Here is a 25,079-nt window from a genome sequence, read left to right on the forward strand (position 1 = left end):
TGGGGGGCCGGGTGTGTGGGGGGGGGGGCGCCCGGCGCGGGGGGGGGGGGGGCCGCGGGGGGGGGGGGGGGGCCGGCGGGGGGGGGGGGGGGGGGGCCCCCCCGCGCCGGGCCCCGGCCGGTATCTGGCCCGGCCAGGGTCAGGCCCCCTGCGTCAGCACCTTCTCCAGCGTGCCGAGCGCCGACTCCAGCTCCTCGCCGGTGATTGTCAGCGGCGGCGCCAGCCGGATCGTGGAGCCGTGGGTGTCCTTGACGAGGATTCCCTCACCCAGCAGCCGCTCGCCGATCTCCCGGCCGGTGCCGATCGCCGGGTCGATGTCGACGCCCGCCCACAGGCCCCGGGCGCGGAAGCCGGTGACGCCCTTGCCGACGAGGGCCTCCAGACCGTCCCGCAGGACGACGCCCAGCTCGGCCGCCCGGTGCTGGTACTCGCCCGTCTCCAGCAGCTCGACCACCGCCGTGCCGACGGCCGCGGCCAGCGGGTTGCCGCCGAACGTGGAGCCGTGCTCGCCCGGCCCCAGCACGCCGAGCACGTCCCGCCGGGCGAGGACCGCGGACACCGGCACGATGCCGCCGCCCAGCGCCTTGCCCAGCAGCAGCATGTCGGGGACGACCGACTCGTGCTCCACGGCGAGGGTGCGGCCGGTGCGGCCCAGGCCCGACTGGATCTCGTCGGCGATGAACAGACAGCCCGCGCGGCGGGTCAGCTCCCGCACGCCGGCCAGGTAGCCGTCGTCCGGGACGATCACGCCGGCCTCGCCCTGGATGGGCTCCAGCAGCACCGCGGCCGTCGTCTCGTCGACCGCCGCCTCCAGGGCCGCGAGGTCGTTGTAGGGGACGATGCGGAAGCCGGGGGTGAAGGGGCCGAAGCCCTTGCGCGCCGTCTCGTCGGTCGAGAAGCTGACGATCGTCGTCGTGCGGCCGTGGAAGTTCTCCGCCGCGACCACGATCGTCGCCCGGTCGGCGGGGACGCCCTTGACCTCGTACGCCCACTTACGGGCCACCTTGATGCCGGACTCCACGGCCTCGGCGCCCGTGTTCATCGGCAGCACCATCTCCTGGCCCGTCAGCTCCGCCAGGCGCTCGGCGAACTCGGCCAGGCGGTCGTTGTGGAAGGCGCGCGAGGTGAGGGTGAGACGGTCCAGCTGGCGGTGTGCGGCCTCGACCAGCAGCGGGTGCCGGTGGCCGAAGTTGAGGGCGGAGTAGCCGGCCAGCATGTCCAGGTAGCGGCGGCCCTCCACGTCCTCCACCCAGGTGCCCTCGGCCCGGGCGACCACCACCGGGAGCGGGTGGTAGTTGTGGGCCAGGACCGGCTCCTCGGCGCGGATGAGGTCGGCGGACGTGCGCGTGGTGGCGGGAGCGGTCATGAGCGGATCTCCTGAGTGCAGCACTTGATGCCGCCGCCTGCCTTGCGGAACTCCGACAGGTCGACGGGGACGGGGAGGTAGCCGCGGTCGGCGAGGGCGGAGGCGAGGGCCTCCGCCTGGGGCGCGATGAAGACGTGGCGGCCGTCGGACACGGAGTTGAGACCGAACGCCATCGCGTCCTCACGGGTGGCGAGCACCGCGTCCGGGTACAGCCGCGCGAGCACCTCGCGGCTGCCGGCCGAGAACGCCTCCGGGTAGTACGCGATGTTGTCGTCGTCGAGGACGAACAACGCGGTGTCCAGGTGGTAGAAGCGCGGGTCCACCAGCGTCAGGCTGATCACCGGGTGGCCGAAGAACTCCTGCACCTCGCGGTGGGCCTCGCGGGTGGTGCGGAACCCGGTGCCGGCCAGGACGTAGCGGCCCGTCCAGACGAGGTCGCCCTCGCCCTCGCAGACGGACTCGGGCCGGTGCACGTCGAAGCCGGCCGACTTGAACCACGTGTCGTAGTGCGTGGACTCAGGGCGCCTTTCGGGCGCGTGGAAGAGGGAACCGAAGACGCGGCCGTCGACGACGACCGCCGAGTTCGCGGCGAAGACCATGTCGGGCAGGCCGGGGGCCGGCTCCAGTACGTCGACGGTGTGACCGTGGTGGCGGTAGGCGCGGATCAGCTCCTGCCACTGTTCCTGGGCCAGGTCGGCGTCGACGGGTGCGTCGGGCCGCATCCAGGGATTGATCGCGTACTGCACGGCGAAGTGTCTGGGTTCACAGACGAGGAAGCGCCGCCGGCGCGGCACACGGGAGTCGGGCACAGAGGGGTTCCTCCGCTTCCTGGGGTGTGGGCTGGGTTGACACCACGGTAGAAAGCGACCCATACGACCGACAAGAAACGGATATTGCGCGTCAGCGCAGGAATGCTGCGTTCTTTCCGCTCATTACGCACGCCTGCTGCGCATACTTCCGGTACCTTCGCTCATCCGGAGGACCGTCGAGGCCACTCGGTCGGCACCACACAGTCGTGAGGACTCATTCGGGAGCGCTCATTCGGGCGCGGGCTGACTGGCGCCCGCCTCGGGGCTCTCCGGCAGCAGATGCGACAGCACCATCACGCTGATCGTCTTGCGGATGAACGGCTCCCGGCGGATCCGCTCCAGCACCTCCTCGAAGTGCTCGACGTCCCGCGCCCGCACGTGCAGCAACGCGTCCGCGCCGCCGGTCACCGTCATCGCGGCCGTGATCTCCGGATGGTTGCGGACCACCTCGGCCAGCCGCCGGGGCGGCGCGGCGCCCTCGCAGTACACCTCGACGTACGCCTCCGTGCGCCAGCCCAGCGCCGACGGCCGCACCGTGGCCGTGAACCCGGTGATCACCCCCGTGTCCCGCAGCCGGTCCACGCGCCGCTTCACCGCCGTGGACGACAGGCCGATGGCCGCCCCGATCTCGGCGAAGCTGGTCCTGGCGTTCGCCATCAGCGCGGTGACGATCTTCCGGTCGAGCTCGTCGAACGGGGCGGGCCTGCTGTTCATGGCGGCACTGTACCCAGCGTGAACGGCCGCTCCCGGCACATGTCCAGGCGCGCGGATTGCTCCTACACTCCGGGTTCATGCTGCGCGCCCTCGCCGTCGACGACGAACGCCCCTCGCTGGAGGAGCTGCTCTATCTGCTCAACGCCGACCCCCGCATCAGCAGCGCGGAGGGCGCCGGCGACGCGACCGAGGCGCTGCGCCGCATCAACCGTGCCCTGGAGTCGGGGCCGGGCGGGGCCGAGGCCATCGACGTCGTCTTCCTCGACATCCACATGCCGGGCCTCGACGGACTCGACCTCGCCCGGCTGCTGAGCGGGTTCGCCGAGCCGCCGCTCGTCGTGTTCGTCACCGCTCACGAGGACTTCGCCGTCCAGGCCTTCGACCTCAAGGCCGTCGACTACGTGCTCAAGCCCGTCCGCAAGGAGCGCCTCGCCGAGGCGGTGCGCCGGGCCGCCGAGATCGGCGGCGCCGCCCCGCGTATCCCCGTGCACGAGCCCGACCCCGACCAGCTGCCCGTCGAGCTCGGCGGCGTCACCCGGTTCGTCGCCGTCGACGACATCACCCACGTCGAGGCCCAGGGCGACTACGCCCGCCTGCACACCGACAAGGGCAGCCACCTCCTCCGCATCCCGCTGTCCACCCTGGAGGAACGCTGGCGCGCCCGCGGCTTCGTCCGCATCCACCGCCGCCACCTGGTCGCGCTGCGCCACATCGGCGAGCTCCGGCTGGACGCGGGCACCGTGAGCGTGGTGGTCGGCGGCGAGGAGCTGCAGGTCAGCCGCCGCCACGCACGCGAACTGCGGGACCTGTTGATGAGGAGGACGTGACCGTGCCGCAGGACCCCGCCGAGCGCCGCGTCGTCGTCACCGGCCCGCAACGGCGCGTTCTTCCCCACGCCCGGCTCCGCTCGCGGGGGCGGTACCCGCACACCTCCGGCTACTACCGGCCGCGCACCGAGATCGACGAGCAGACCACCCTGGGCCACACCTACGTCCGCTCGTTGATGCGCACCCAGTTGCGGGCCGCCCTCGGTGTCTTCGCGGTGCTCGTGCTGCTCGTCGGACCGCTGCCGCTGGTGTTCTCCGCCATGCCCTACGCCCACCGCCTCGAGTGGGCCGTCCTCGGCTTCTGCCTGTACGCCCCGCTGGTCCTGCTGGCCCGCTGGTACGTCCGCCGCGCCGAACGCAACGAACGGGACCTCGTACGACTGGTCGAGGACCGGTGAAGCGCAGCGGCCGACGGGACGGACCACACCGAACGACCGACAAGACCGAGCGACCGACAAGACCGAGCGACCGACAAGGCCGAGCGACCGACAAGGCCGAGCGACCGACAAGGCCGAGCGACCGACAAGGCCGAGCGACCGACAAGGCCGAGCGACCGACAAGACCGAGCGACCGATGAAGCAGTGCGACCGATGAGGCAGAGCGGCCGACGCCACCGAGCGGCGCCTGCGACCGAACGAACGACGGGACCGAGCGACCGATGAAGAACCGCAGATGAACTCCAGCTACGCCGTCCCCGCCGTCGCCCTCGTCGTCGTGGCCACCGTCCTCGTCGGCGCCTTCGGCCTGCGCATCTCCCGCACCACCTCCGACTTCTACGTCGCCTCCCGGACCGTCGGCCCCCGCCTCAACGCGGCCGCCATCAGCGGCGAGTACCTCTCCGCGGCCTCCTTCCTCGGCATCGCCGGCCTCGTGCTGGTGCAGGGACCGGACATGCTCTGGTACCCGGTCGGCTACACGGCCGGGTACCTCGTGCTGCTGCTCTTCGTCGCGGCCCCGCTGCGCCGCTCCGGCGCCTACACGCTGCCCGACTTCGCCGAGGCCCGCCTCGCCTCGCAGACCGTGCGGCGGCTCGCGGGCGCCTTCGTCGTCGGCGCCGGCTGGCTCTACCTGCTGCCCCAGCTCCAGGGCGCCGGGCTGACCCTGGCGGTGCTGACCGGCGCGCCCGACCCGCTCGGCGGGATCATCGTCGCCGTCGTGGTGGTCGCCACCGTCGCCGCCGGCGGCATGCGCAGCATCACCTTCGTGCAGGCATTCCAGTACTGGCTGAAGCTCACCGCGCTGCTCGTCCCCGCCCTCTTCCTGGTCCTCGCCTGGCAGGCCGACGGGGCGCCCCGGCACGTCTTCGGGGAACCGCCGTCCTTCCGCGAGCAGCGCGTGGTCACCGTCGACGCCGCCCTCGACCTGGAGCTGGACCGGCCGCTGACCGTCACCGTGAGCGGCACCGTCGACGGCCGCCCGCACGACGGCCGGCCGGTGCGGCTGCCCGCCGGCACGCACCGCATCGCCCAGGGCACCCGGCTGACCTTCGCCGAGGGCGCCCGGGTCCCGGCCGCCGCCCGCGGCAGCGACGGCGGCATGTCCACCTCGCTGACCGCGAGCCGCGAGGAACGCCCACTGTACGCCACGTACGGACTGATCCTCGCCACGTTCCTCGGCACCATGGGCCTGCCGCACGTCGTCGTCCGCTTCTACACCAGCCCGCACGGCGTCGCCGCCCGCCGCACCACCGTGGCCGTGCTCGCCCTGACCGGCGCCTTCTACCTCCTGCCCCCGGTCTACGGCGCACTCGGCCGCCTCTACGCCCCCGAGCTCACGATCACCGGCGACGCGGACGCCGCCGTGCTGCTGCTGCCCGACCGCATGATCGGCGGCCTGGGCGGCGACCTGCTCGGGGCGCTGGTCGCGGGCGGGGCGTTCGCGGCGTTCCTGTCCACGGCGTCCGGGCTGACCATGGCCGTCGCGGGCGTGCTCACCCAGGACGTGCTGCCCTCGCGCGGCGTGCGGCACTTCCGGCTCGGGACGGTGCTCGCCATGGCCGTACCGCTCGCCGCGAGCGTCATCGTGGGCGGGCTGCCGGTCGCGGACGCGGTCGGGCTCGCGTTCGCCGTGTCGGCGTCGTCCTTCTGCCCGCTGCTCGTCCTCGGCATCTGGTGGCGGCGGCTGACCCCGCCGGGCGCGGCCGCCGGGATGATCGTCGGGGGCGGCTCGGCGTTCCTGGCCGTGACCGCGACCATGGCGGGCTTCCCGGGCTCGGGGCCGCTGCACGCCCTGCTCGCCTGGCCCGCGCTGTGGTCGGTGCCGTTCGGCTTCCTGACCATGGTGCTGGTGTCCCTGGCCACCCCGGGGCGGGTGCCGCCGGGCACCCAGGCGATCCTGGCCCGGTTCCACCTGCCGGAGGAGCTGAGGACGGAGGCGAAGGCGTGAGCGGTTTCCTCGCCGGCCTGTGCGTGGCCGCGCTGCCGCTGCTGGCGGCCGGGTTCTGGCTCGGGCGGCGCACCGCGAGCCCGCGGAACCTGGGCGAGCTCGGCACGCCCGTCGAGCACGCCACCTTCGAGACCCTGCACACCGCGTCCCTCGCCGCGCCCCCGCTGCGGGCGGGCCTGACGGAGGAGACCGCGCGCAGGTCGGCCCGCAGACTGCGCTCGCTGCTCGGCACGGATGCGCTGTGCCTGACGGACGAGAAGGAGGTCCTGGTCTGGGACGGCGTGGGCGCCCATCACCGCACCGAGGTCATGGAACGGCTCGCCGGCCCCCTGGAGACCGGCCGCGGCGAGGCCTTCCCGCTGACCTGTGACGCGCCCGACTGCCCGGTGCGCTGGGCGGTCGTCGCCCCGCTCACCGTCGACGACCGGGTCCACGGCACGCTCGTCGCCTGCGCGCCCCGCGAGTCCGCGGTGCTGGTGCGCGCGGCCGGCGAGGTCGCCCGCTGGGTCTCCGTCCAGCTCGAGCTCGCCGACCTCGACCAGTCGCGCACCCGGCTCATCGAGGCCGAGATCAAGGCGCTGCGGGCCCAGATCTCCCCGCACTTCATCTTCAACTCGCTCGCGGTGATCGCCTCGTTCGTCCGTACGGACCCCGAGCGTGCCCGCGAGCTGCTGCTGGAGTTCGCCGACTTCACCCGCTACTCGTTCCGCCGGCACGGCGACTTCACCACCCTCGCCGACGAACTCCACGCCATAGACCACTACCTGGCGCTGGTCCGGGCCCGCTTCGGCGACCGCCTCTCCGTCACCCTGCAGATCGCGCCCGAGGTGCTGCCGGTCACCCTGCCCTTCCTGTGCCTGCAGCCGCTCGTCGAGAACGCGGTCAAGCACGGCCTGGAGGGCAAGACGGCGTCCACCGGCAAGTGCCACATACAGATCACCGCGCAGGACGCCGGCGCCGAGGCGCTGGTGGTGATCGAGGACGACGGCGCGGGCATGGACCCCGAACTGCTGCGCCGCATCCTCGCGGGCGAGGTCAGCCCGTCCGGCGGCATCGGCCTGTCCAACGTCGACGACCGGCTCCGCCAGGTCTACGGCGACGACCACGGCCTCGTCATCGAGACCGCGCCGGGCGCCGGCATGAAGATCACCGCCCGGCTGCCCAAGTACCAGCCGGGCGTGCACTCGGCCGGGCGGCTCGCCCGGGAGTGAGGCTCAGGTGCTGCGGGTGACGACCATGCCGAGAGTGATCAGGCCCAGCACGACCCAGCCGAACCACAGCCAGCCGTTGCTGCCGAGCGCCACCGTGTAGGCCGTCACCGCGACGAGCCCGCCGACGGTGACCACCCCCATCGTCTTCGTGGAACCGTCCGGGGAACCGGGCATCGCGACACCCTCCTCATGGTCCGCTTCCCTCCATGGTGCCCCGGTTCTGCCTCCGGACGGCGCCCCTGTGCGAAACTCGCGCCCCGGCGCACACGCCCCTGCGCGCTTTCCACGCAGCGGGCGCACCACGCAGCGGGCTCACCACGCCACGCAGCGGGCTCACCACGCCGGGGCGCGGACCGTCAGCGCCCGCGCGCGTCCAGCGAGGCCAGGTAGGCGTTGTACGCCTCGAGCTCCTTGTCCCCGTCGCGGTCGGCGGCCCGGTCCTTGCGCCTGGCCTGCCGCTGCTCGGAGCCGTACCACTGGAACAGCAGGGCCAGCAGCACCAGCACGGACGGGACCTCGCTGAACGCCCAGGCGATGCCGCCGGCCGCGCTCTGGTCGGACAGCGCGTCGATGCCGAGCGAGGCGGGCGGGTTCTTGAACGTCTCCACCATGGTCGTGGACGCCATCATCAGCGCGATCCCGAAGAAGGCGTGGAACGGCATGCCGGCGAACAGCTCCAGCATCCGGATCAGGTAGCCGGGCCTGTTCGGTCCCGGGTCGACTCCCATGATCGGCCAGAAGAACACGACGCCGACGGCGAGGAAGTGCACCATCATCGCGACGTGCCCGGTCTTGGAGCCCATCAGGAAGTCGAACAGCGGGGTGAAGTACAGCGCGTACAGGCTCGCGATGAACATCGGGATGGTGAACAGGGGGTGCGTGATGAAGCGCATGTAGTGGCTGTGCAGCAGCATGAGCAGCAGCTCGCGGGGGCCCTTTCGGCCCCGGCCCGCCGTCGGCAGCGCGCGCAGCGCGAGCGTCACGGGGGCGCCGAGCAGGATCAGGATCGGCGAGAGCATGCTGATCACCATGTGCTGCACCATGTGCACGCTGAACATGACCATCCCGTAGTCGTTCAGCCTGGTGCACATCACGAGCATGATCGTCAGCACGCCGGTGACGAACGCCACCGTCCGCCCCACCGGCCACTTGTCACCGCGCCGGACCAGCCGCACGACCCCCCATCCGTACAGCGCCAGCCCGAGCAGGCAGGCGACGAGGAAGAAGGGGTCCGCGGACCACTCCAGCCCCCGTCCCAGGGTGAACGGCGGCAGGTCCATGGTCGTGCCGTGACCGCTGTGATCCATCGGCCGGCTCCTGATTCGTGGGGGTTGTGCGACTCTGTCCGCACCAGAGTAGAACCGCCCCCGGTCACGGCTGCGACCGGGGGCGGGACAACGCTCCGCGGAGTCAGAGCACGCACTCCGCCTCGTCGTAGCGCTCCGCGGGAACCGTCTTCAGCGTCTCCACGGCCTCCGCCAGCGACACCATCACGATGTCGGTGCCGCGCAGCGCCGTCATCATGCCGAACTGCCCGCGGTGCACCGCCTCCACGGCGTGCCACCCGAAGCGGGTGGCCAGCACCCGGTCGTACGCCGTCGGCGTGCCGCCGCGCTGCACGTGCCCGAGGATCACCGGCCGGGCCTCCTTGCCGAGCCGCTCCTCCAGTTCGACGGACAGCTGGCGGGCGATGCCGGCGAAGCGCTCGTGGCCGTAGACGTCCGTGCCGCCCTCGTCGAAGTCCATGGTTCCCGGGCGCGGCTTGGCGCCCTCCGCGGCGACGACGATGGCGAACCGCTTGCCCTGGTCGAACCGTTCGCCCACCCGCGCGGCCAGCTCCTCGATGTCGAAGGGCCGCTCGGGGACGACGACGGCGTGCGCGCCGGCCGCCATGCCGGAGTGCAGCGCGATCCAGCCGGTGTGACGGCCCATGACCTCCACGACGAGCACCCGCTGGTGGGACTCCGCGGTGGTCTTCAGCCGGTCCAGCGCCTCGGTCGCCACGCCGACGGCCGTGTCGAAGCCGAAGGTGACGTCGGTGACAGCGATGTCGTTGTCGATGGTCTTCGGCACGCCCACCACGGGCAGCCCGCCGTCCGACATCAGACGGGCCGCCTTCAGCGTGCCCTCGCCGCCGATCGGGATGATCGCGTCCAGACCGAGTTCCTCGAGGTGGCCCCTGGCCCGCTCGACGCCGTCGCGCAGGTGCGAGGGCTGGACCCGGGAGGAGCCGAGGATCGTGCCGCCGCGAGCCAGGATGCCGCTCACCGCGTCGAGGTCGAGCTTGAGGTAGTCGCACTCCAGGAGGCCCTTCCAGCCGTCCCGGAAGCCGATGACCTCGTCGCCGTGGTCGACGACGGCGCGGTGCACGACGGACCGGATGACGGCGTTCAGGCCGGGGCAGTCGCCGCCGGACGTGAGGACACCAATGCGCATAGCCCGAAAAACCTTCTCAACGTGGGCCGGGGCCGGACCGCGTCGTCCGGCTCGATCCCCGCCACCCTAGCGGCATTCGGGGGCGGGGCCGCACCGTGCGTCCGCCTGCTGGACGACCCCGCTCACCTGTGCGTACGGGCCCTCGGACGGGCTGGTGAAGGAGAGCTTGAGCGCAGGTGTCGGGCGGGTTGCCGGACCGCTGCGCCACCGTACTCACGCAGCTGCTGCGCCGCCGTACTCACGCAGGCTGCTGCGCCGCCGTACTCACGCAGGCTGCTGCGCGGCCGCGATGCGCTCGTTGCGAAGTGCCTCGTACCACCGGTCGTCCGCCGGCGGCAGCGCGTTCACGTCGAGCGCCAGCTTCAGCAGCAGGTCCGCGATCAGCGGGTTGCGTGCGAGCACCGGACCGTGCATGTACGTGCCGAACACGGTCTCGTTGTACGCGCCCTCCGTGCCGTCGCCCGTGCCGTTGCCGTTGCCCAGGCGGGTCTTGGCCAAGGGGCGGGCGGTCGGGCCCAGATGCGTGACGCCCTGGTGGTTCTCGAAGCCGGTCAGCGGAGGCAGGCCGAGCCGCGGGTCGATGTCGGCGAGCACGTCACCCACGCACCGCGCGCCCTCGCCGCGCACGGACACCACGTCCAGCAGGCCCAGCCCGGGCTCGCGCTGGCCGAGGTCGTTGATGAACTCGTGGCCGAGGATCTGGTAGCCGGCGCACACCGAGAAGACGATCGCGCCGTTGCCGACGGCCCGGTGCAGACCGCCGTCGCGGCGCAGCCGCTCGGCCGCGAGCCGCTGCGGACGGTCCTCGCCGCCGCCGATCAGGTAGATGTCGCCGGAGGTCGGGATCGGCTGGTCGCTGCGCACGTCGAGCCGGGCCACGTCGAGCCCGCGCTGCCGGGCCCGGCGCTCCACGACCAGCACGTTGCCCTGGTCGCCGTACGTGCTGAGCAGGTCCGGGTAGATCCAGACGATCCGCAGCTGGTTGTCGCTCACAAAAGTCCCCTGACGTCTCGTGCTCAGTTGCCGACGCGGCGGCGCAGGTCCTGGAAGGCGGTGTAGTTGGCGATGACCTCGATCCTGCCCGGCGGGCAGGCCTGCACCGCCTGGTCGAGGTTGTCGCACACCTGGAACTGCTGGTCGGCGACCTCCAGCCGCACCGCGAGGTCCAGCTTCCGGTCACCGATGACGCAGATCGGGTGGCCGGTCAGGCGCGTGTAGTCGACGTCCCACAGCCAGGAGGTGTCGGTGCCGTCGGCGCCGCGCGCGTTCACGGAGAGGATCACCGGGGTGGGCGGCGGATCGATCAGGCTGAACGTCTCCAGCCAGCCGGCCGGGTTCTTCGCCAGCAGCAGCCTGAGGTCGCGGCCCTGGAACTGGACGACGTCGTAGCGCCCGGCCACCGCCTGCACCTGGTACATCCGCTCCAGCGCCACCTGCGGCGGCACTCCGAAGACGGCGGCGACGGCCGCGGAGGAGGCGGCGTTGGCCTTGTTGGCGCGGCCCGGCAGCTGCAGGTGGATCGGCCAGGCCGAGCCGTGCGGGTCGAGGACGTGGTCGCCGGACAGCGCCCAGCTCGGCGTGGGCCGCCGGAAGCCGCACTCGCCGCAGAACCAGTCGTCGCCGGGCCGCTGCATCACGCCGCCGCAGGACGGGCAGGACCAGGCGTCGTCCTTCCACATCTGCCCGGCGGCGACCCAGACCACGTTGGGGGAGGAGGACGCGGCCCACACGACCAGCGGGTCGTCGGCGTTGGCGACGATCACGGCCTTGGACCCGGCGAGCCCCTCGCGCCAGTTCTCGGCGAGCATGCGGGTCTCCGCGGCGCGGTCGAGCTGGTCGCGGGAGAGGTTGAGCAGGGCGATGCACTTGGGGGCGGTGTCCCGGGCCACGCCCGCGAGGTACTTCTCGTCGACCTCGATGACGCCGTAGCGCGCGTCCGAGCCGCCGGCCAGCGCCGAGGTGATGCCGGCGGGCATGTTGGCGCCGAGCGCGTTGGACACGACCGGGCCCGCGGCCCGCAGCGCCTCGGCGATCAGCCTCGTGGTCGTGGTCTTGCCGTTGGTGGCCGAGACCAGGACGACGTCGAGGTTCTGGGCCAGCCGGGCGAGGAGGTCGGGGTCGAGCTTGAGCGCCACCCGGCCGCCGATCACCGAACCGCTGCCGCGCCCTGCGGCGCGCGATGCCGCCGCGACCGCCTTGCCGGCGGTGACGGCGATCTTGGCCCGCGGCGTGAGCGGGTCCGAGTTGCCTGCCATCAGTTCTCGATCCTCCTTGCGTACGCGCCGCGCCTCTGCCTGACGGCAACGTGGTGGTGGTCAGCCTATTCGAGATCCATTCGCACTCCCGAATCGCCGTACCCTAGCGGCCATGCGAAACGGCTCCATTCCGGGCACACGCGGACGCGTCCGGCCCCTCACCTTGTTCGGCGACCCGGTGCTGCACGCGCCCTGCGCGGAGGTCACGGACTTCGGCGACGAACTGGCGGCCCTGGTGGAGGACTTGTTCGCCACGATGTACGCGGCGCGCGGCGTGGGGCTGGCGGCGAACCAGGTGGGGGAGCCGGTGCGGGTGTTCGTCTACGACTGCCCGGACGACGAGGACGTGCGGCACCTCGGACACCTGGTCAACCCCCGGCTCGTGGAGGCCGACGGGGTGGTCGTGCGGGGCCCGGAGGGCTGCCTGTCCCTGCCCGGACTGGAGGCCGGCACGCCACGGTACGACCACGCCGTGGTCGAGGGCTTCACGGTGACCGGGGAGCCCGTCACCGTGCACGGGACGGGGTTCTTCGCGCGGTGCCTGCAGCACGAGTGCGACCACCTCGGGGGCCGGGTGTACGCGGATCACCTCACGGGGTGGCGCGGCCGCAGGCTGCGCAGGCAGGTGGCGAAGGCGTCCTGGAGCCGGGGCCGCGCCGCGCCGGACGGGGAGTGACCGGGGCCTGGAAACCCGGACCTGGAAACCGGGACCTGGAAACCCGGACCTGGAGACCCGGACCTGGAACCGGGACCTGGAAACCCGGACCTGGAACCGGGACCTGGAAACCGGGACCTAGAAACCCGGACCGCCCACCCGGTCGCCGGCCGCCGCCAGCCTGCCCCACAGCAGGTCGGCCAGGCTCCGCACCAACTCCGCGCGCGAGCAGGGCCGTTCGCCCAGCCACCAGTCGCCCGCCGCGTGCATCATCCCGACGATCCCGTGTCCCCACACCCGCGCCAGCTGCTGGGTGCCCGGTCCGAGGTCCAGCCGTTCCTCGATGACCTGCGCCAGTTCCTCGCCCATCCTGCGCAGCAGCGGCGCGGAGTGCTTGCCCACGTCGAAGCCGGGGTCGCCGGGATGGCCCCCCTCCGCCGGGTGCATCAGGAAGCGGTAGACCTGCGGCCGTGCCTCGATCGCCGCCAGGTACGTGTCCAGGGTGGCCTCCACGCGTTCCCTGCGGTCCGCCGGGGCGTCCAGCGCGGCCCGCAGCGAGGCGAGGAGGGCGTCCGTGTGCCGCTTGGCCAACGCCGCGTAAAGTCCGCCCTTGTCACCGAAGTGCCGGTACAGGATCGGCTTGGTGATGCCGGCCTCCGCCGCGATGGCGTTCATCGAGGCCTGCGGCCCGTCGCGCAGCACCACTCTGTCGGCGGCCTCCAGCAATTCGCGCCGGCGGCGGTCGGCGGACCGCTGCTGATCGGTCCGCTGCGTGGTGTCCATGAGCTCTCCCCACCCGTGCTGATTCGGTGACGCCAGCGCAAACTAACACCCAAGCCGCCCTCCGCATCGAACGGGCTGCCGACCGGTCATCGGGAGTTGACTTTTCCTACCGACCGGTAACAGACTCCTGTTACCGCTAGTAACACATTGCACCGCCGCTGGAGGGGACATGGCCGAGTTCACCATGGAGCTCAACGACGAACAGAAGGAGGTCCGCGACTGGCTGCACGGCTTCGCCGCCGACGTGATCCGGCCCGCGGCCGCCGAATGGGACGAGCGTGAGGAGACTCCCTGGCCGGTCATCCAGGAGGCCGCGAAGGTCGGCATCTACTCCCTGGACTTCTATGCCCAGCAGTACTTCGACGCCACCGGTCTCGGCATCCCGATGGCGATGGAGGAACTGTTCTGGGGGGACGCCGGCATAGCCCTGTCGATCGTCGGCACCGGCCTCGCCGCGGTGGGCGTCCTCGCCAACGGGACCGAGGAGCAGATCGGCACCTGGATCCCGCAGATGTACGGCGACGTCAACGACGTCAAGGTCGCCGCCTTCTGCTCCTCCGAGCCCGACGCAGGCTCCGACGTGGCCTCCATGCGCACCCGCGCCGTCTACGACGAGGCCAAGGACGAGTGGGTGATCAACGGCACGAAGACCTGGGCGACCAACGGCGGTATCGCCAACGTCCACGTCGTCGTCGCGGTCGTCGACCCCGAGCTGGGCTCCAAGGGCCACGCCTCCTTCATCGTCCCGCCGAACACCCCGGGACTGTCGCAGGGGCAGAAGTTCAAGAAGCACGGCATCCGCGCCTCGCACACCGCCGAGGTCGTGCTGGAGGACGTCCGGGTCCCCGGCTCCTGCCTCCTGGGCGGCAAGGAGAAGCTGGACGAGCGGCTGGCCCGCGCCCGCGAGCGGGCGAAGTCGGGCGGCGAGCGCGTCAAGAACGCGGCCATGGCCACCTTCGAGGCCTCCCGCCCGGCCGTCGGCGCGATGGCGGTCGGCACCGCGCGCGCCGCCTATGAGGTCGCCCTCGACTACGCCAAGACCCGCGAGCAGTTCGGCCGCCCGATCATCGACAACCAGGGCGTCGCCTTCCAGCTCGCGGACATGCGCACCCAGATCGACGCCGCCCGCCTGCTCGTCTGGCGCGCCTCCTGGATGGCGATCAACGGCAAGCCGTTCACGGCGGCCGAGGGCTCCATGTCGAAGCTGTTCGCGAGCGAGACCGCCAAGAAGGTCACCGCGCAGGCGATCCAGATCCTCGGCGGCAACGGCTACACCCGGGAGTACCCGGTCGAGCGGATGCACCGCGACGCCGCGATCTACACCATCTTCGAAGGCACGAGCGAGATCCAGCGCCTGGTGATCGCCCGCACCCTGTCCGGGATGCCGATCCGCTAGCGCGGCGCACCTGGTCCGGCGGCACCCACCGCCGAACGGTCGTGCCTCCCGGTAACGGCGGTGGCGCCGGGCGGCGGAGCCGCGGCCCGGAGCACCGGCCCGTCGGCCGCCTGGGGGCCCGGCGGCGATCGCGGCGGGTTCGGCCGCCTGCGGTGGCGGAGGGCCGGTGGTCCGCGCTGCCGGGTAGCGGTGGTCGTGGTCGGGTGGTGGGGTCGTGTCTGGGGACTGGCCGGGGAGGGTTGGCGGTTCGGCGGCGGGTGTGCCGGGGGCCGACGGCGGTTCTGGCGGTTCGGCCGCCTGCGGTGGCGGAGGGCCGGTGGTCCGCGCTGCCGGGTAGCGGTGGTCGTGGTCGGGTGGTGGGGTCGCGTCTGGGGACTGGCCGGGGAGGGTTGGCGGTTCGGCGGCGGGTGTGCCGGGGGCCGACGGCGGTTCTGGCGGTTCGGCCGCTTGCGGTGGCGGAGGGCCGGTGGTCCGCGCTGCCGGGTAGCGGTCGGTGGTCGTGGTCGGGTGGTGGGGTCGTGTCCGGGGGCGGGCCGGGGAGGCGCCTGGCGGCTACGCGGCGGGTGTGCCGGGGCCCGCGACGGCTTCGGCGGAGCCAGTCGCTCGGGGCGGTGGGGGGTCACCGCGTCGGCGGTGGCACGGTGGCCGGTGCCGCGCGGCTGTCCGACGGCCGGTTCCCGCGGCGCCGGCCGTCGGACCGGGCGGCGCCGTTCGGCCGAATGCGTCTCGCGGGTCCGCTCCGGGTCCGGGACGCTGGGCGTCGAGGCGGAGCCGCCGGGACTCCGCGCCCGGACCCACGGAGGACGCGATGCCGCGGACGGCCACGGAACTGCTGGAGACGACCACCGCGCAACTCGCCCCGGACCCGCGGGCCAACCCCCTCGTCCCGCTCATCGAGCGAGGCGCCGCCCCGCGCGAGACGCTCGCGGCGCTCGCCCTGGAACAGGGCTGGGTGATCCCCGCGGACCGCCGGGCCTTCCTGCACCTGGCGCGGCGCGCGGCGGACCGGCCGGAGACGGCCGCGTTCTTCACGGCGCTCGCCGAGGGAGAGGCGCTGGCGCAGCAGCGGCTGCCGGCGTTCGCGCGGGCCTGCGGCGTCGACGAGACCCGCGCCCGCGAGTACCGGCCGCTGCCGGGCTGCCAGGCGTACCCGGCCGGCGTCGCCTGGCTGGCGCTCAACGCCGCACCGGCCGACGTGGTCCTCGCGCTCACCGCCAACTTCTCCGCCTGGGGCGGCTACTGCGCGCGGATCGCCACGTCCCTGCGCTACCACTACGGCTTCACGGACGACGCCTGCGCGTTCTTCGACCTCTTCGCCCGGCCCGCTCCGGAGCTGGAGCGCGCGGCGACGGAGGCGGTCCGGGCGGCCCTGGACGAGGGGACCCTCGACGAGTCCCGCGCGTACACCTACGGCCGCCTGCTCCAGAACTACGAGGCGATGTTCTGGTCAACGCTGACGCACACGGCCTGACCGGCCGCTCACCCGGTCCGGCCGCTGCTGTGCGCGATGCACGCCACGTCGATGCGGTCGGCGAGCTTGGCGAGTTCGATCGTCAGCGCGGCCACCGTGTCCTCGTCGAGTCCGCCCTCCCCGGCCTCCACCAGATGCAGCCACCGCCCGCCCACGGTCCGCAACAACTTGCTTACGTCGGCCGCGGCCACCTGCAAGGTACCGCGGTCGTCGACGATCAGAGGCAGGGTCACTTCGCGGTTCACAGACGGGATGGTAGCCGCGCGGCGCTCACGCACCGTGCCAAACCGTGGTGATGTTGCAGAACTCGCGTATTCCGTGCCCGGACAGCTCACGCCCGAACCCGGACCGCTTGACCCCGCCGAAGGGGAAGGCCGGGTGGGAGGCGGTCATCCCGTTGAAGAACACGCCGCCCGCCTCCAGGTCCCGGGCGAACCGGTCGGCCTCGGCGTCGTCCCGCGTCCAGACGCTGGAACTCAGCCCGAACGGCGAGTCGTTGGCGATCAGCAAGGCCTCGTCCAGGTCGCCCGCCCGGTACAGCGTGGCCACCGGACCGAAGGCCTCCTCCCGGTGGATCCGCATCTCCCGGGTGACGCCGGCCAGCACGGTCGGCGGGTAGTACCAGCCGGGCCGGTCCGGCCGTTCACCGCCGCACAGCACGCTCGCCCCGCCGCGCCTGGCGTCGTCGACCAGTTCCTCCAGGTCGGTCCGCCCCCGCTCGCTGGCCAGCGGCCCGATCTCGGTGTCCTCGTCCATCGGGTCGCCGACCTTCAGCGACTCCATCCCCGCGACGAACCGCTCGGCGAAGGCGTCGTAGATGTCGGTGTGCACGATGAACCGCTTGGCGGCGATGCAGGACTGCCCGTTGTTCTGCACCCGCGCGGTCACCGCGACCCGCGCGGCCCGGTCGACGTCGGCGGACGGCATCACCACGAACGGGTCGCTGCCGCCCAGTTCCAGCACCGTCTTCTTGATCATCTCCCCGGCGGTGGAGGCGACCGCACGGCCCGCGGGCTCGCTGCCGGTCAGCGTGGCCGCCTTGACGCGCTCGTCCCGCAGCACGTCGTCGACCTGCGCGGAGCCGATCAGCAGGGTCTGGAAGCAGCCCACCTCGAAGCCGGCCCGGTGGAAGAGGTCCTCCAGGTACAGCGCGGTCTGCGGGACGTTCGAGGCGTGCTTGAGCAGGCCCACGTTGCCGGCCATCAGCGCGGGCGCGGCGAACCGCACCACCTGCCACAGCGGGAAGTTCCACGGCATCACCGCGAGGACGGGGCCCAGCGGCCGGTAGCGCACCCGGGCGCGGGTGGCGCCGGAGTCGTGCACGTCGGACTCGTCCGGCTCCTCGTCGGCGAGCAGCGCCTCGGCGCGCTCGGCGTACCAGCGCATCGCCTTGGCGCACTTGGCGGCCTCGGCGCGGGCCTGCCCGACCGGCTTGCCCATCTCGGTGGTCATCACCCGTGCGATGTCCCGCTGGTCCTGGTCCAGCAGCTCGGCGGCCCGGTTCATCAGGCGCCCGCGGTCGGCGAAGCCGGTCGTGCGGTAGGTGCGGAAGGTGGCCTCGGCGAGCTGGAGCCGCCGCTCGACCTCCTCCTCGTCCATGGCCTCGTACGTCTTGACCGTCTCGCCGTTCGCCGGGTTCACCGTCGCGATGGGCATGACCGACCTCCTCCTGAGCGGACCTGCTTCGACCTTCCCGCGCGGCGCGGGGCGGCGCAACGCGTGGGACCGTCAGGCCGAGTGCTCGGCCAGGCGGTCGAGAAACGCCGTCTGCGCTTTGACGATCACCTCGCGGGCCCGCTCCAGGGCGAACCAGGCCACCCGGTCCAGCTCCGGGAACTCCGCCGGCCGGCCCGATCCCGGCGGCCACTCCATGCGGAACGTGCCCGGGACGACCGTGGCCGGATCGAGGTCGGCCTCGACCGCCCAGGCCGTGACGACCTTGCCGCCGGACTGCCGGACCTCGCCGAGCGGGACGGCCTCGCCGTCGGGCGGCGGCAGTCCCAGCTCCTCCTGGAACTCGCGGCGGGCGGCCTCCCGCGCGCTCTCCTCGCCGGGCTCGTACTCGCCCTTCGGCACGGTCCACGCGCCGGCGTCGCGCCGGGCGAAGAACGGGCCGCCCATGTGACCGAGCAGCACCTCCAGGCCCTCGCCGGTGCGCCGGTACAGCAGCAGGCCCGCGCTGTGCCGGGCCGTCACGGGCGCACCCGCGGATGCGCGGCGAGCAGGGTCTCCACGGTGTCCGCCTCCTCGGGGCGTTTGTCCTCGCGGTAGCGCAGCACGCGGGCGAAGCGGAGCGTGACGCCGGCCGGGTAGCGTGTGGACCGCTGCAGGCCGTCGTAGGCGATCTCGACGACGAGTTCGGGGCGTACGGTCACCCCCCACCCCTTGTCCTCGACGGCCAGTTCCCGCAGGCGCTCGGTCTGCCAGGCGAGCATCGCGTCGGTCATGCCCTTGAAGGTCTTGCCGAGCATGGCGAAGGAGCCGTCGGCGTCGCGGGCGCCCAGGTGCAGGTTGGACAGCTTGCCCGTGCGGCGGCCGTGGCCCCATTCGGCGGCGAGGACCACCAGGTCGAGCGTGTGCACGGGCTTGACCTTCAGCCAGGACGCGCCGCGCCGGCCCGCGCTGTAGGCGGCGTCGAGGGCCTTGACCACCACACCCTCGTGGCCGCGCGCCAGCGTGCCGGCGAGGAACCGCTCCGCCTCGGCGGTGTCACCGGGGCCGGAGACCACGGTGCGGCGCACCCGCATCGGCGCGGGCACCAGCCGCGCCAGCTCCGCGTGCCGCTCGGTGAACGGCAGGTCGAGCAGGTCGCGGTCCGCCACCGACAGCAGGTCGAAGAAGACGGGGCTGACCGGGACCGTCTCCGCGGCCGCGGCCACGTCCAGGCTGGAGCCGACGCGGCCGGCGATCTCCTGGAAGGGGCGCGGCCGGCCGGCCTCGTCGAAGGCGATGACCTCGCCGTCCAGGACGAAGCGCTCGCCCCTCAGCCGCAGCGCCGCACCGGCCACCTCGGGCAGCCGGGCGGTGATGTCGTCGAGGGTGCGGGTGTAGATCCGCACGGCGTCGCCGTCGCGGTGCACCTGCACCCGGATGCCGTCCAGCTTCTCCTCCACCGCCGCGGCGCCGAGCTTGCCGACCGCCTCGGCCACCGACGAGGCGCTGTGCGCCAGCATCGGCAGGACCGGCCGGCCGACGGTGAGCCGGAACCGCTCCAGCGCCGCCGGCCCCTCCCCGAGCAGCGCCTGCGCCACCGCCTGCAGCGAGCCCGCCAGCATCACCGCCCGGCGCACGTCCGCGGGCGGCGCCCCGGTGGCCTGCGCCAGCCCCTCGACCGCGACGGCGTCCAGGGCGCCCTGCCGTACCTCGCCGGTGATCAGGCCGATCAGGAACCGCTGCTCGTCCTCCGTGGCCGCGCCCATCAACTCCCCGACCATCCGGGTCCGTTCGGCCTGGGCGCCGGCGCCCGACACCTTGCCCAGCCCGGTCAGGCGGGCGTCGACCTCGCGCACCGTCAGGGACGGCTCGGCCGCCGGGGGGACGGGACGGCTCAGCACCTTCCAGCCGATGCCGAGCCGTCCCTGCGGCAGCCGTCCCGCCAGGTAGGGGATGACCACCGGCACGTCGTCCGCCCCGGCCTCCCGGAACAGCTCGGCGAGCAGGGCTTGCTTCCGGGACCGCGCCGAGGTGGCGGCGACCTCCCGGGACACGTGGGCCAGCCGGGCGAGCAGCATGCAGTCATGGTGCACCGCGGGCGGCCCCGCCACACCTGCGCCTACGCCCGAACCGCGCTGTCGAGGTCGCTCATCAGCAGCTCCCCGTTGAGCGTGGCGGCCGCCCGGTAGCCGCCGGCCGCCGCGTTCACGACCTGCTCGGCGAAGCCCCGCACGTTGCCGGCCGCCCACACGCCGGGCACGGTCGTCAGGCCCGTCTCGTCGACCACCGGGTAGGCGCCGAACGGCGTCTCGTGCAGCTCGGCGCCCAGCCGCCGCAGCAGGTCCGTGCGCGGGACGGCACGGGGCGCGGTGAACAGGACCTCCAGGCTGTGCGTGCTCCCGTCCGCCAGCCGCACGGCGGTGAGCCGGTCGTCGTCGACCACCAGCCCGGCGACCTCGCCGGGCACCGTCCGCACACCGGCCGCGGCGAGCCGGCGCAGGTCGTCGTCCGACAGGTCCGACCCGGTGACCGTGTGCGGGAAGAAGGTCACGTCCTTCGACCACTGGGTGACCATCAGCGCCTGGTGCACGCTCGCCGGCGTCGTCGCCAGGACACCGAAGGCCCGGTCGCGCACCTCCCATCCGTGGCAGTACGGGCAGTGCAGCACGTCCCGGCCGAAACGCTCGGCGACGCCGGGAACGCCGGGCAGTTCGTCCGCGAGGCCCGTGGCGACGATCAGGCGGCGGGCGCGCACGGTACGGCCGCTCTCCAGGGACACGGTGAAGCCCGGCGCGACACCGACCGCCCGGTCCCGCACCAGCTCGACGCCGTAGCGTGCGATCTCCTCGCGGCCGACGGCCAGGAACTCGGCCGGGGGCATGCCGTCCCGGGACAGATAGCCCTGCATGTGGGCGGCCGGCGCGTTGCGCGGCTCGCCCGCGTCCACGACCAGGGTGCTGCGCCGGGCCCGGCCGAGGACCAGGGCGGCGGACAGCCCGGCCGCGCCGCCTCCGACGACGACCACGTCGTACTTCTCCGCCTTCCGGGGCTTCCGGATCGTGCTCTGGGTCATCGATGACCACCTCCACGCAGAAGGTGGCCCGGGTGCTGCCGCATTGACAAACCTGTTTGCCGAAACTGCAATGACCGTATGAGTGACGACACGGACGAGGTCCTCGCGGAGGTCGGCCCGCGGCTGAGGCGGCTCCGCAAGGAGCGGGGCGCGACACTCGCCGCGCTGTCGGCGGCGACCGGCATCTCGGTGAGCACGCTGTCGCGGCTGGAGTCCGGGCTGCGCAAGCCCAGCCTGGAGCTGCTGCTGCCGCTCGCGCGGGCCCACCAGGTGCCGCTGGACGAGCTGGTCGGCGCCCCGCCGGCCGGCGATCCGCGGGTGCGGTCGAAGCCGGTCGTGCGGGGCGGGCGCACCCACTGGCCGCTGACCAGCAGGCCCGGCGGCCTCCGGGCGTACAAGGTGCTCGAACCGCGGCGGAATGAGGTGCCCGAGCCGCGCAGCCACGAGGGTTACGAGTGGCTGTACGTGCTGTCCGGCCGGCTGCGGCTGGTGCTGGGCGAGCACGACGTCGTGCTGACGGCGGGCGAGGCGGCCGAGTTCGACACGCGGACGCCGCACTGGTTCGGGTCGACGGGGGAGGGGCCGGTGGAGTTCCTGAGCCTGTTCGGGCCGCAGGGCGAGCGGATGCACGTCCGGGCGCGGCCCGGGCGGCCGTGACGCGGTGCCGGTTGCGGCCCGGGCGGCCGTGACGCGGTGCCGGTTGCGCGGCGACTGTTCCCTGATGGGCAAGCGACCGCTTAGTATGCCGTCGGCCCCGGTCGATCCCGGGGGCGACCCCGGTCCGACGACGCAGTCCCGTGGAGGCGCGGCATGCAGGCATGGCAAGTGCACGAGAACGGCGAGCCGAGCGAGGTGATGCGGCTGGAGCAGGTCCCGACGCCCACGCCGGGCGACGGCCAGGTCCTGCTGAAGGTGCGCGCCGCGAACATCAACTTCCCGGACGCCCTGCTGTGCCGGGGCCAGTACCAGGTCCGCCCGCCGCTGCCCTTCACACCGGGCGTGGAGATCTGCGCCGAGACCGAGGACGGGCGCCGCGTGATCGCCAACCCGGCGCTGCCGTACGGCGGCCTCGCCGAGTACGCCGTCGCGGACGCCGCCGCCCTCCTGCCCGCGCCCGGCTCCCTGGACGACGCCGAGGCCGCCGCCCTGCACATCGGCTACCAGACCGGCTGGTTCGGGCTGCACCGCCGGGCCGGTCTCCAGGCCGGCGAGACGCTGCTGGTGCACGCCGCCGCCGGAGGCGTCGGCAGCGCGGCCGTCCAGCTCGGGAAGGCGGCGGGCGCCCGGGTCATCGGCGTCGTCGGCGGCGCCGAGAAGGCCGCCGTCGCCCGCGAGCTGGGCTGCGACCTCGTCGTCGACCGGCGTGCCGAGGACGTCGTCGCCGCGGTCAAGGAGGCCACCGGCGGGCGGGGCGCCGATGTGATCTACGACCCCGTCGGCGGCGCGGCGTACGCGCAGTCCGCGAAGGCCGTCGCCTTCGAGGGGCGGATCGTGGTCGTCGGCTTCGCCAGCGGCACCATCCCCAGCCCGGCGCTCAACCACGCCCTGGTGAAGAACTACTCGATCCTCGGCCTGCACTGGGGCCTGTACAACACCAAGAACCCGAAGCTGGTCCGGCACTGCCACGAGGAGCTCACCGAGCTGGCCGCCCGGGGCGCCGTCAAGCCGCTGGTCAGCGAGCGCGTGCCGCTGGGCGGGGCGGCGGGCGCCGTGCAGAAGGTGGCGGACGGCCTGACCACCGGCCGCGTCGTCGTGACCCTGGAGGAGACGGCATGACCGACGTCGAGGAACTGCGCCGCCGTACACGCGACCTGCTGGCCGCCAACCCGCCCGCGACCACCGGCCGCCTGGACTTCCTGCGGGCCCGCTTCGACGCCGGTCTCGCCTGGGTGCACTACCCCGAGGGCCTCGGGGGTCTCGGCGCACCCCGCTCCCTCCAGGCCGTCGTGGACGCCGAGCTGGAGGCCGCCGGCGCCCCCGACAACGACCCCCGCCGCATCGGCATCGGCCTCGGGATGGCCGCGCCGACCGTCCTGAAGTACGGCACCGAGGAGCAGAAGCGGCGCTATCTGCGGCCGCTGTGGACCGGAGAGGAGGTCTGGTGCCAGCTCTTCAGCGAGCCCGGCGCCGGGTCCGACCTGGCCGCGCTGGGCACCCGCGCCGTCCGTGAGGGCGACACCTGGGTGGTCGACGGGCAGAAGGTGTGGACGTCCAGCGCCCACCTCGCCCGCTGGGCCATCCTCATCGCCCGCACCGACCCGGACGTGCCCAAGCACCAGGGCATCACCTACTTCGTCTGCGACATGACCGACCCCGGCGTCGAGGTCCGCCCGCTGCGCCAGATCACCGGCGAGGCCGAGTTCAACGAGGTCTTCCTCACCGGCGTGCGCATCCCCGACTCGCGCCGGCTCGGCGAGGTCGGCGACGGCTGGCGGGTCGCGCAGACCACGCTGAACAACGAACGCGTCGCCATCGGCGGCATGCGGCTGCCCCGCGAGGGCGGCATGATCGGCCCGGTGTCGAAGACCTGGCGGGAACGCCCGGAGCTGCGCACCCACGACCTGCACCAGCGGCTGCTGAGGCTCTGGGTGGAGGCCGAGGTCGCCCGGCTCACCGGCGAACGCCTGCGCCAGCAGCTCACCGTCGGCCAGCCCGGCCCCGAAGGCGCCGGCATGAAGCTCGCGTTCGCCCGCCTCAACCAGGAGATCAGCGGCCTGGAGGTCGAACTCCGCGGCGAAGAGGGCCTGTTGTACGACGACTGGACCATGCGCCGGCCGGAGCTGGTGGACTTCACCGGCCGCGACGCCGGATACCGCTACCTGCGGTCGAAGGGCAACAGCATCGAGGGCGGGACCAGCGAGGTCCTGCTGAACATCGTCGCCGAGCGCGTCCTGGGCCTGCCCGCCGAGCCGCGCACCGACAAGGACGTCGCCTGGAAGGACCTGGCCCGATGACCGACCTGCTGTACTCGGAGGAGGAAGAGGCGCTGCGCGCCGCCGTCCGCGCCCTGCTCGCGGACCACTGCGACGCGGCGGGCGTCATCGCGCGCACCGAGTCGGACGCCCCGCACGACATCCGGCTGTGGAAGGCGCTCACCGACGGCATGGGCCTCGCCGGTCTGCTGGTGCCCGAGGAACTGGACGGGCAGGGCGCCACCCACCGGGAGGCCGCCGTCGTGCTGGAGGAGCTGGGGCGTGCCGTCGCGCCGGTGCCCTACCTGACGAGCGCGGTCGTCGCCACCGAGGCCGTGCTGGCCTGCGGGGCCGACGACCTGCTCACCGAACTGGCGTCCGCGACGACGATCGGCGCGCTCGCCGTCGGCCTGCACACCGCGCCGGGCGCGGCCTTCCCGGCCGTACGCGTCGACGACGGCACGCTGCACGGGGAGCTGACGGGCATCGCCGACGCGGCCGGCGCCGACGTGCTGCTGGTGCCCGCGGACGACGGCGGGCTGTACGCGGTCGCCGCCTCCGACGCCACGGTCACCCCGCAGGTGTCCTTCGACCTCACCCGGCCGCTCGCCACCGTCGCCCTCGACGGAGCCCCGGGCCGCCGGCTGGGAGACGCCGGACCCGCCGTGCGGCGTGCCCTGCGCGCCGGCGCCGGGCTGCTCGCCTCCGAGCAACTCGGCCTCGCCGAGTGGACGCTGACCGAGACCGTGCGCTACCTGAAGGAGCGCAAGCAGTTCAACCGGCCCGTCGGCGGCTTCCAGGCGCTCAAGCACCGGCTCGCCCAGCTGTGGCTGGAGGTCGTCAGCCTCCGCGCCGCCGCCCGCAACGCGGCCGACGCGCTCACCGTCGGCGAGGACGCCGACATCGCGGTCGCCGTCGCCCAGGCGTACGCGGCGCCCGTCGCCGTCCACGCCGCCGAGGAGGCGCTGCAGTTGCACGGCGGCATCGGCATGACCTGGGAGCACCCGGTCCACCTGTACCTCAAACGGGCCAAGGCCGACTCGATCGCCTACGGCACGGCGGGCGCCCACCGCGCCTCGCTCGCCGGACTGGTCGACCTCCAAGCCCCCTGAGATCGCACGGAACGAGCCCGC

25 protein-coding genes are annotated in these 25,079 nt (G+C 73.3%); 11 read left to right on the top strand and 14 right to left on the bottom strand.

Going from position 1 to position 25,079, the window contains the following annotated elements:
• Positions 1 to 139 precede the first annotated feature (139 nt).
• The 3 genes from rocD to ACH4ZX_RS00380 all read right to left on the bottom strand — a co-directional run bounded on the left by rocD (position 140) and on the right by ACH4ZX_RS00380 (position 2,889).
• Positions 140 to 1,366, bottom strand: a complete 1,227-nt coding sequence (rocD, locus tag ACH4ZX_RS00370) for an ornithine--oxo-acid transaminase (RefSeq protein ID WP_398265114.1) — start codon at positions 1,364 to 1,366, stop codon at positions 140 to 142.
• Positions 1,363 to 2,175, bottom strand: a complete 813-nt coding sequence (gene ddaH, locus ACH4ZX_RS00375; protein ID WP_360757420.1) for a dimethylargininase — start codon at positions 2,173 to 2,175, stop codon at positions 1,363 to 1,365. The genes rocD and ddaH overlap by 4 nt, the downstream gene beginning before the upstream one ends.
• Before the next feature lie 228 nt (positions 2,176 to 2,403).
• Positions 2,404 to 2,889, bottom strand: a complete 486-nt coding sequence (locus ACH4ZX_RS00380; protein WP_324784928.1) for an Lrp/AsnC family transcriptional regulator — start codon at positions 2,887 to 2,889, stop codon at positions 2,404 to 2,406.
• Between the two features lie 77 nt (positions 2,890 to 2,966).
• On the opposite strand from ACH4ZX_RS00380, the gene ACH4ZX_RS00385 reads away from it, so the two are divergent.
• The 4 genes from ACH4ZX_RS00385 to ACH4ZX_RS00400 all read left to right on the top strand — a co-directional run bounded on the left by ACH4ZX_RS00385 (position 2,967) and on the right by ACH4ZX_RS00400 (position 7,312).
• Complete coding sequence (locus ACH4ZX_RS00385) at positions 2,967 to 3,716, top strand: LytR/AlgR family response regulator transcription factor (RefSeq protein ID WP_398265119.1); 750 nt, start codon at positions 2,967 to 2,969, stop codon at positions 3,714 to 3,716.
• A 2-nt stretch (positions 3,717 to 3,718) separates the two neighbouring features.
• The gene (locus ACH4ZX_RS00390) at positions 3,719 to 4,114 is read left to right on the top strand and encodes a hypothetical protein (RefSeq protein WP_398266629.1); all 396 of its coding nucleotides are present in this window, start codon (positions 3,719 to 3,721) and stop codon (positions 4,112 to 4,114) included.
• Between the two features lie 274 nt (positions 4,115 to 4,388).
• The gene (locus ACH4ZX_RS00395) at positions 4,389 to 6,101 is read left to right on the top strand and encodes a cation acetate symporter (protein ID WP_398265122.1); all 1,713 of its coding nucleotides are present in this window, start codon (positions 4,389 to 4,391) and stop codon (positions 6,099 to 6,101) included.
• A complete protein-coding gene (locus tag ACH4ZX_RS00400; protein WP_398265125.1) occupies positions 6,098 to 7,312 on the top strand; it encodes a sensor histidine kinase in 1,215 nt (404 codons plus the stop codon). Before ACH4ZX_RS00395 ends, ACH4ZX_RS00400 begins: the two co-directional genes overlap by 4 nt.
• A gap of 3 nt (positions 7,313 to 7,315) precedes the next feature.
• Here the strand turns inward: ACH4ZX_RS00400 and ACH4ZX_RS00405 are convergent, their stop codons facing one another.
• The 5 genes from ACH4ZX_RS00405 to ACH4ZX_RS00425 all read right to left on the bottom strand — a co-directional run bounded on the left by ACH4ZX_RS00405 (position 7,316) and on the right by ACH4ZX_RS00425 (position 12,003).
• Positions 7,316 to 7,486 carry a hypothetical protein gene (locus ACH4ZX_RS00405; RefSeq protein WP_360757409.1) on the bottom strand — a complete coding sequence of 57 codons (171 nt, stop codon included), beginning with the start codon at positions 7,484 to 7,486 and terminating at the stop codon, positions 7,316 to 7,318.
• A 182-nt stretch (positions 7,487 to 7,668) separates the two neighbouring features.
• A complete protein-coding gene (locus ACH4ZX_RS00410; RefSeq protein ID WP_398265129.1) occupies positions 7,669 to 8,619 on the bottom strand; it encodes a cytochrome c oxidase assembly protein in 951 nt (316 codons plus the stop codon).
• A gap of 103 nt (positions 8,620 to 8,722) precedes the next feature.
• Complete coding sequence (locus ACH4ZX_RS00415; protein ID WP_398265132.1) at positions 8,723 to 9,748, bottom strand: 6-phosphofructokinase; 1,026 nt, start codon at positions 9,746 to 9,748, stop codon at positions 8,723 to 8,725.
• 264 nt (positions 9,749 to 10,012) lie between these two features.
• Entirely contained in the window at positions 10,013 to 10,741 is a 729-nt protein-coding gene (locus tag ACH4ZX_RS00420; protein ID WP_324784936.1) for a glutamine amidotransferase, read from the bottom strand.
• Positions 10,742 to 10,764: 23 nt separating this feature from the next.
• On the bottom strand, positions 10,765 to 12,003 hold the full coding sequence (locus ACH4ZX_RS00425; RefSeq protein WP_324784937.1) for a MurT ligase domain-containing protein: 1,239 nt from the start codon (positions 12,001 to 12,003) through the stop codon (positions 10,765 to 10,767).
• A gap of 112 nt (positions 12,004 to 12,115) precedes the next feature.
• Here ACH4ZX_RS00425 and def point away from each other — a divergent pair, with 112 nt between their 5' ends.
• Positions 12,116 to 12,679 (top strand): peptide deformylase, encoded by a 564-nt coding sequence (def, locus tag ACH4ZX_RS00430; protein WP_398265137.1) that lies wholly within the window; start codon positions 12,116 to 12,118, stop codon positions 12,677 to 12,679.
• 117 nt (positions 12,680 to 12,796) lie between these two features.
• Here def and ACH4ZX_RS00435 read toward each other — a convergent pair whose 3' ends face one another.
• Positions 12,797 to 13,441: a TetR family transcriptional regulator gene (locus ACH4ZX_RS00435; protein ID WP_324784939.1), complete on the bottom strand. Its 645-nt coding sequence runs from the start codon at positions 13,439 to 13,441 to the stop codon at positions 12,797 to 12,799.
• Positions 13,442 to 13,610: 169 nt separating this feature from the next.
• Between ACH4ZX_RS00435 and ACH4ZX_RS00440 the strand changes: the two genes are divergently transcribed.
• On the top strand, positions 13,611 to 14,837 hold the full coding sequence (locus ACH4ZX_RS00440) for an acyl-CoA dehydrogenase family protein (protein WP_398265140.1): 1,227 nt from the start codon (positions 13,611 to 13,613) through the stop codon (positions 14,835 to 14,837).
• 808 nt (positions 14,838 to 15,645) lie between these two features.
• Positions 15,646 to 16,308: a transcriptional regulator gene (locus tag ACH4ZX_RS00445; RefSeq protein WP_398265143.1), complete on the top strand. Its 663-nt coding sequence runs from the start codon at positions 15,646 to 15,648 to the stop codon at positions 16,306 to 16,308.
• Between the two features lie 8 nt (positions 16,309 to 16,316).
• Here ACH4ZX_RS00445 and ACH4ZX_RS00450 read toward each other — a convergent pair whose 3' ends face one another.
• The 5 genes from ACH4ZX_RS00450 to ACH4ZX_RS00470 all read right to left on the bottom strand — a co-directional run bounded on the left by ACH4ZX_RS00450 (position 16,317) and on the right by ACH4ZX_RS00470 (position 21,034).
• Entirely contained in the window at positions 16,317 to 16,553 is a 237-nt protein-coding gene (locus ACH4ZX_RS00450; RefSeq protein WP_324784941.1) for a DUF6213 family protein, read from the bottom strand.
• Between the two features lie 25 nt (positions 16,554 to 16,578).
• On the bottom strand, positions 16,579 to 17,964 hold the full coding sequence (locus tag ACH4ZX_RS00455; RefSeq protein ID WP_398265147.1) for an NADP-dependent succinic semialdehyde dehydrogenase: 1,386 nt from the start codon (positions 17,962 to 17,964) through the stop codon (positions 16,579 to 16,581).
• Between the two features lie 72 nt (positions 17,965 to 18,036).
• The gene (locus tag ACH4ZX_RS00460) at positions 18,037 to 18,504 is read right to left on the bottom strand and encodes an NUDIX domain-containing protein (protein ID WP_398265150.1); all 468 of its coding nucleotides are present in this window, start codon (positions 18,502 to 18,504) and stop codon (positions 18,037 to 18,039) included.
• Positions 18,501 to 20,039 (bottom strand): ATP-dependent DNA ligase, encoded by a 1,539-nt coding sequence (locus ACH4ZX_RS00465; protein WP_398265153.1) that lies wholly within the window; start codon positions 20,037 to 20,039, stop codon positions 18,501 to 18,503. The genes ACH4ZX_RS00460 and ACH4ZX_RS00465 overlap by 4 nt, the downstream gene beginning before the upstream one ends.
• A 41-nt stretch (positions 20,040 to 20,080) precedes the next feature.
• The gene (locus tag ACH4ZX_RS00470) at positions 20,081 to 21,034 is read right to left on the bottom strand and encodes an NAD(P)/FAD-dependent oxidoreductase (RefSeq protein WP_398265156.1); all 954 of its coding nucleotides are present in this window, start codon (positions 21,032 to 21,034) and stop codon (positions 20,081 to 20,083) included.
• A 78-nt stretch (positions 21,035 to 21,112) separates the two neighbouring features.
• On the opposite strand from ACH4ZX_RS00470, the gene ACH4ZX_RS00475 reads away from it, so the two are divergent.
• The 4 genes from ACH4ZX_RS00475 to ACH4ZX_RS00490 all read left to right on the top strand — a co-directional run bounded on the left by ACH4ZX_RS00475 (position 21,113) and on the right by ACH4ZX_RS00490 (position 25,058).
• Positions 21,113 to 21,691 carry a helix-turn-helix domain-containing protein gene (locus ACH4ZX_RS00475; RefSeq protein WP_398265159.1) on the top strand — a complete coding sequence of 193 codons (579 nt, stop codon included), beginning with the start codon at positions 21,113 to 21,115 and terminating at the stop codon, positions 21,689 to 21,691.
• A gap of 153 nt (positions 21,692 to 21,844) precedes the next feature.
• Positions 21,845 to 22,810 (top strand): NADPH:quinone oxidoreductase family protein, encoded by a 966-nt coding sequence (locus ACH4ZX_RS00480; protein ID WP_398265162.1) that lies wholly within the window; start codon positions 21,845 to 21,847, stop codon positions 22,808 to 22,810.
• Positions 22,807 to 23,988: an acyl-CoA dehydrogenase family protein gene (locus ACH4ZX_RS00485; protein WP_398265165.1), complete on the top strand. Its 1,182-nt coding sequence runs from the start codon at positions 22,807 to 22,809 to the stop codon at positions 23,986 to 23,988. The genes ACH4ZX_RS00480 and ACH4ZX_RS00485 overlap by 4 nt, the downstream gene beginning before the upstream one ends.
• Complete coding sequence (locus tag ACH4ZX_RS00490; protein WP_398265168.1) at positions 23,985 to 25,058, top strand: acyl-CoA dehydrogenase family protein; 1,074 nt, start codon at positions 23,985 to 23,987, stop codon at positions 25,056 to 25,058. The genes ACH4ZX_RS00485 and ACH4ZX_RS00490 overlap by 4 nt, the downstream gene beginning before the upstream one ends.
• Positions 25,059 to 25,079: the final 21 nt, after the last annotated feature.

It is taken from the genome of Streptomyces sp. NPDC020490 (assembly GCF_044335305.1).
GTDB lineage: Bacteria > Actinomycetota > Actinomycetes > Streptomycetales > Streptomycetaceae > Streptomyces.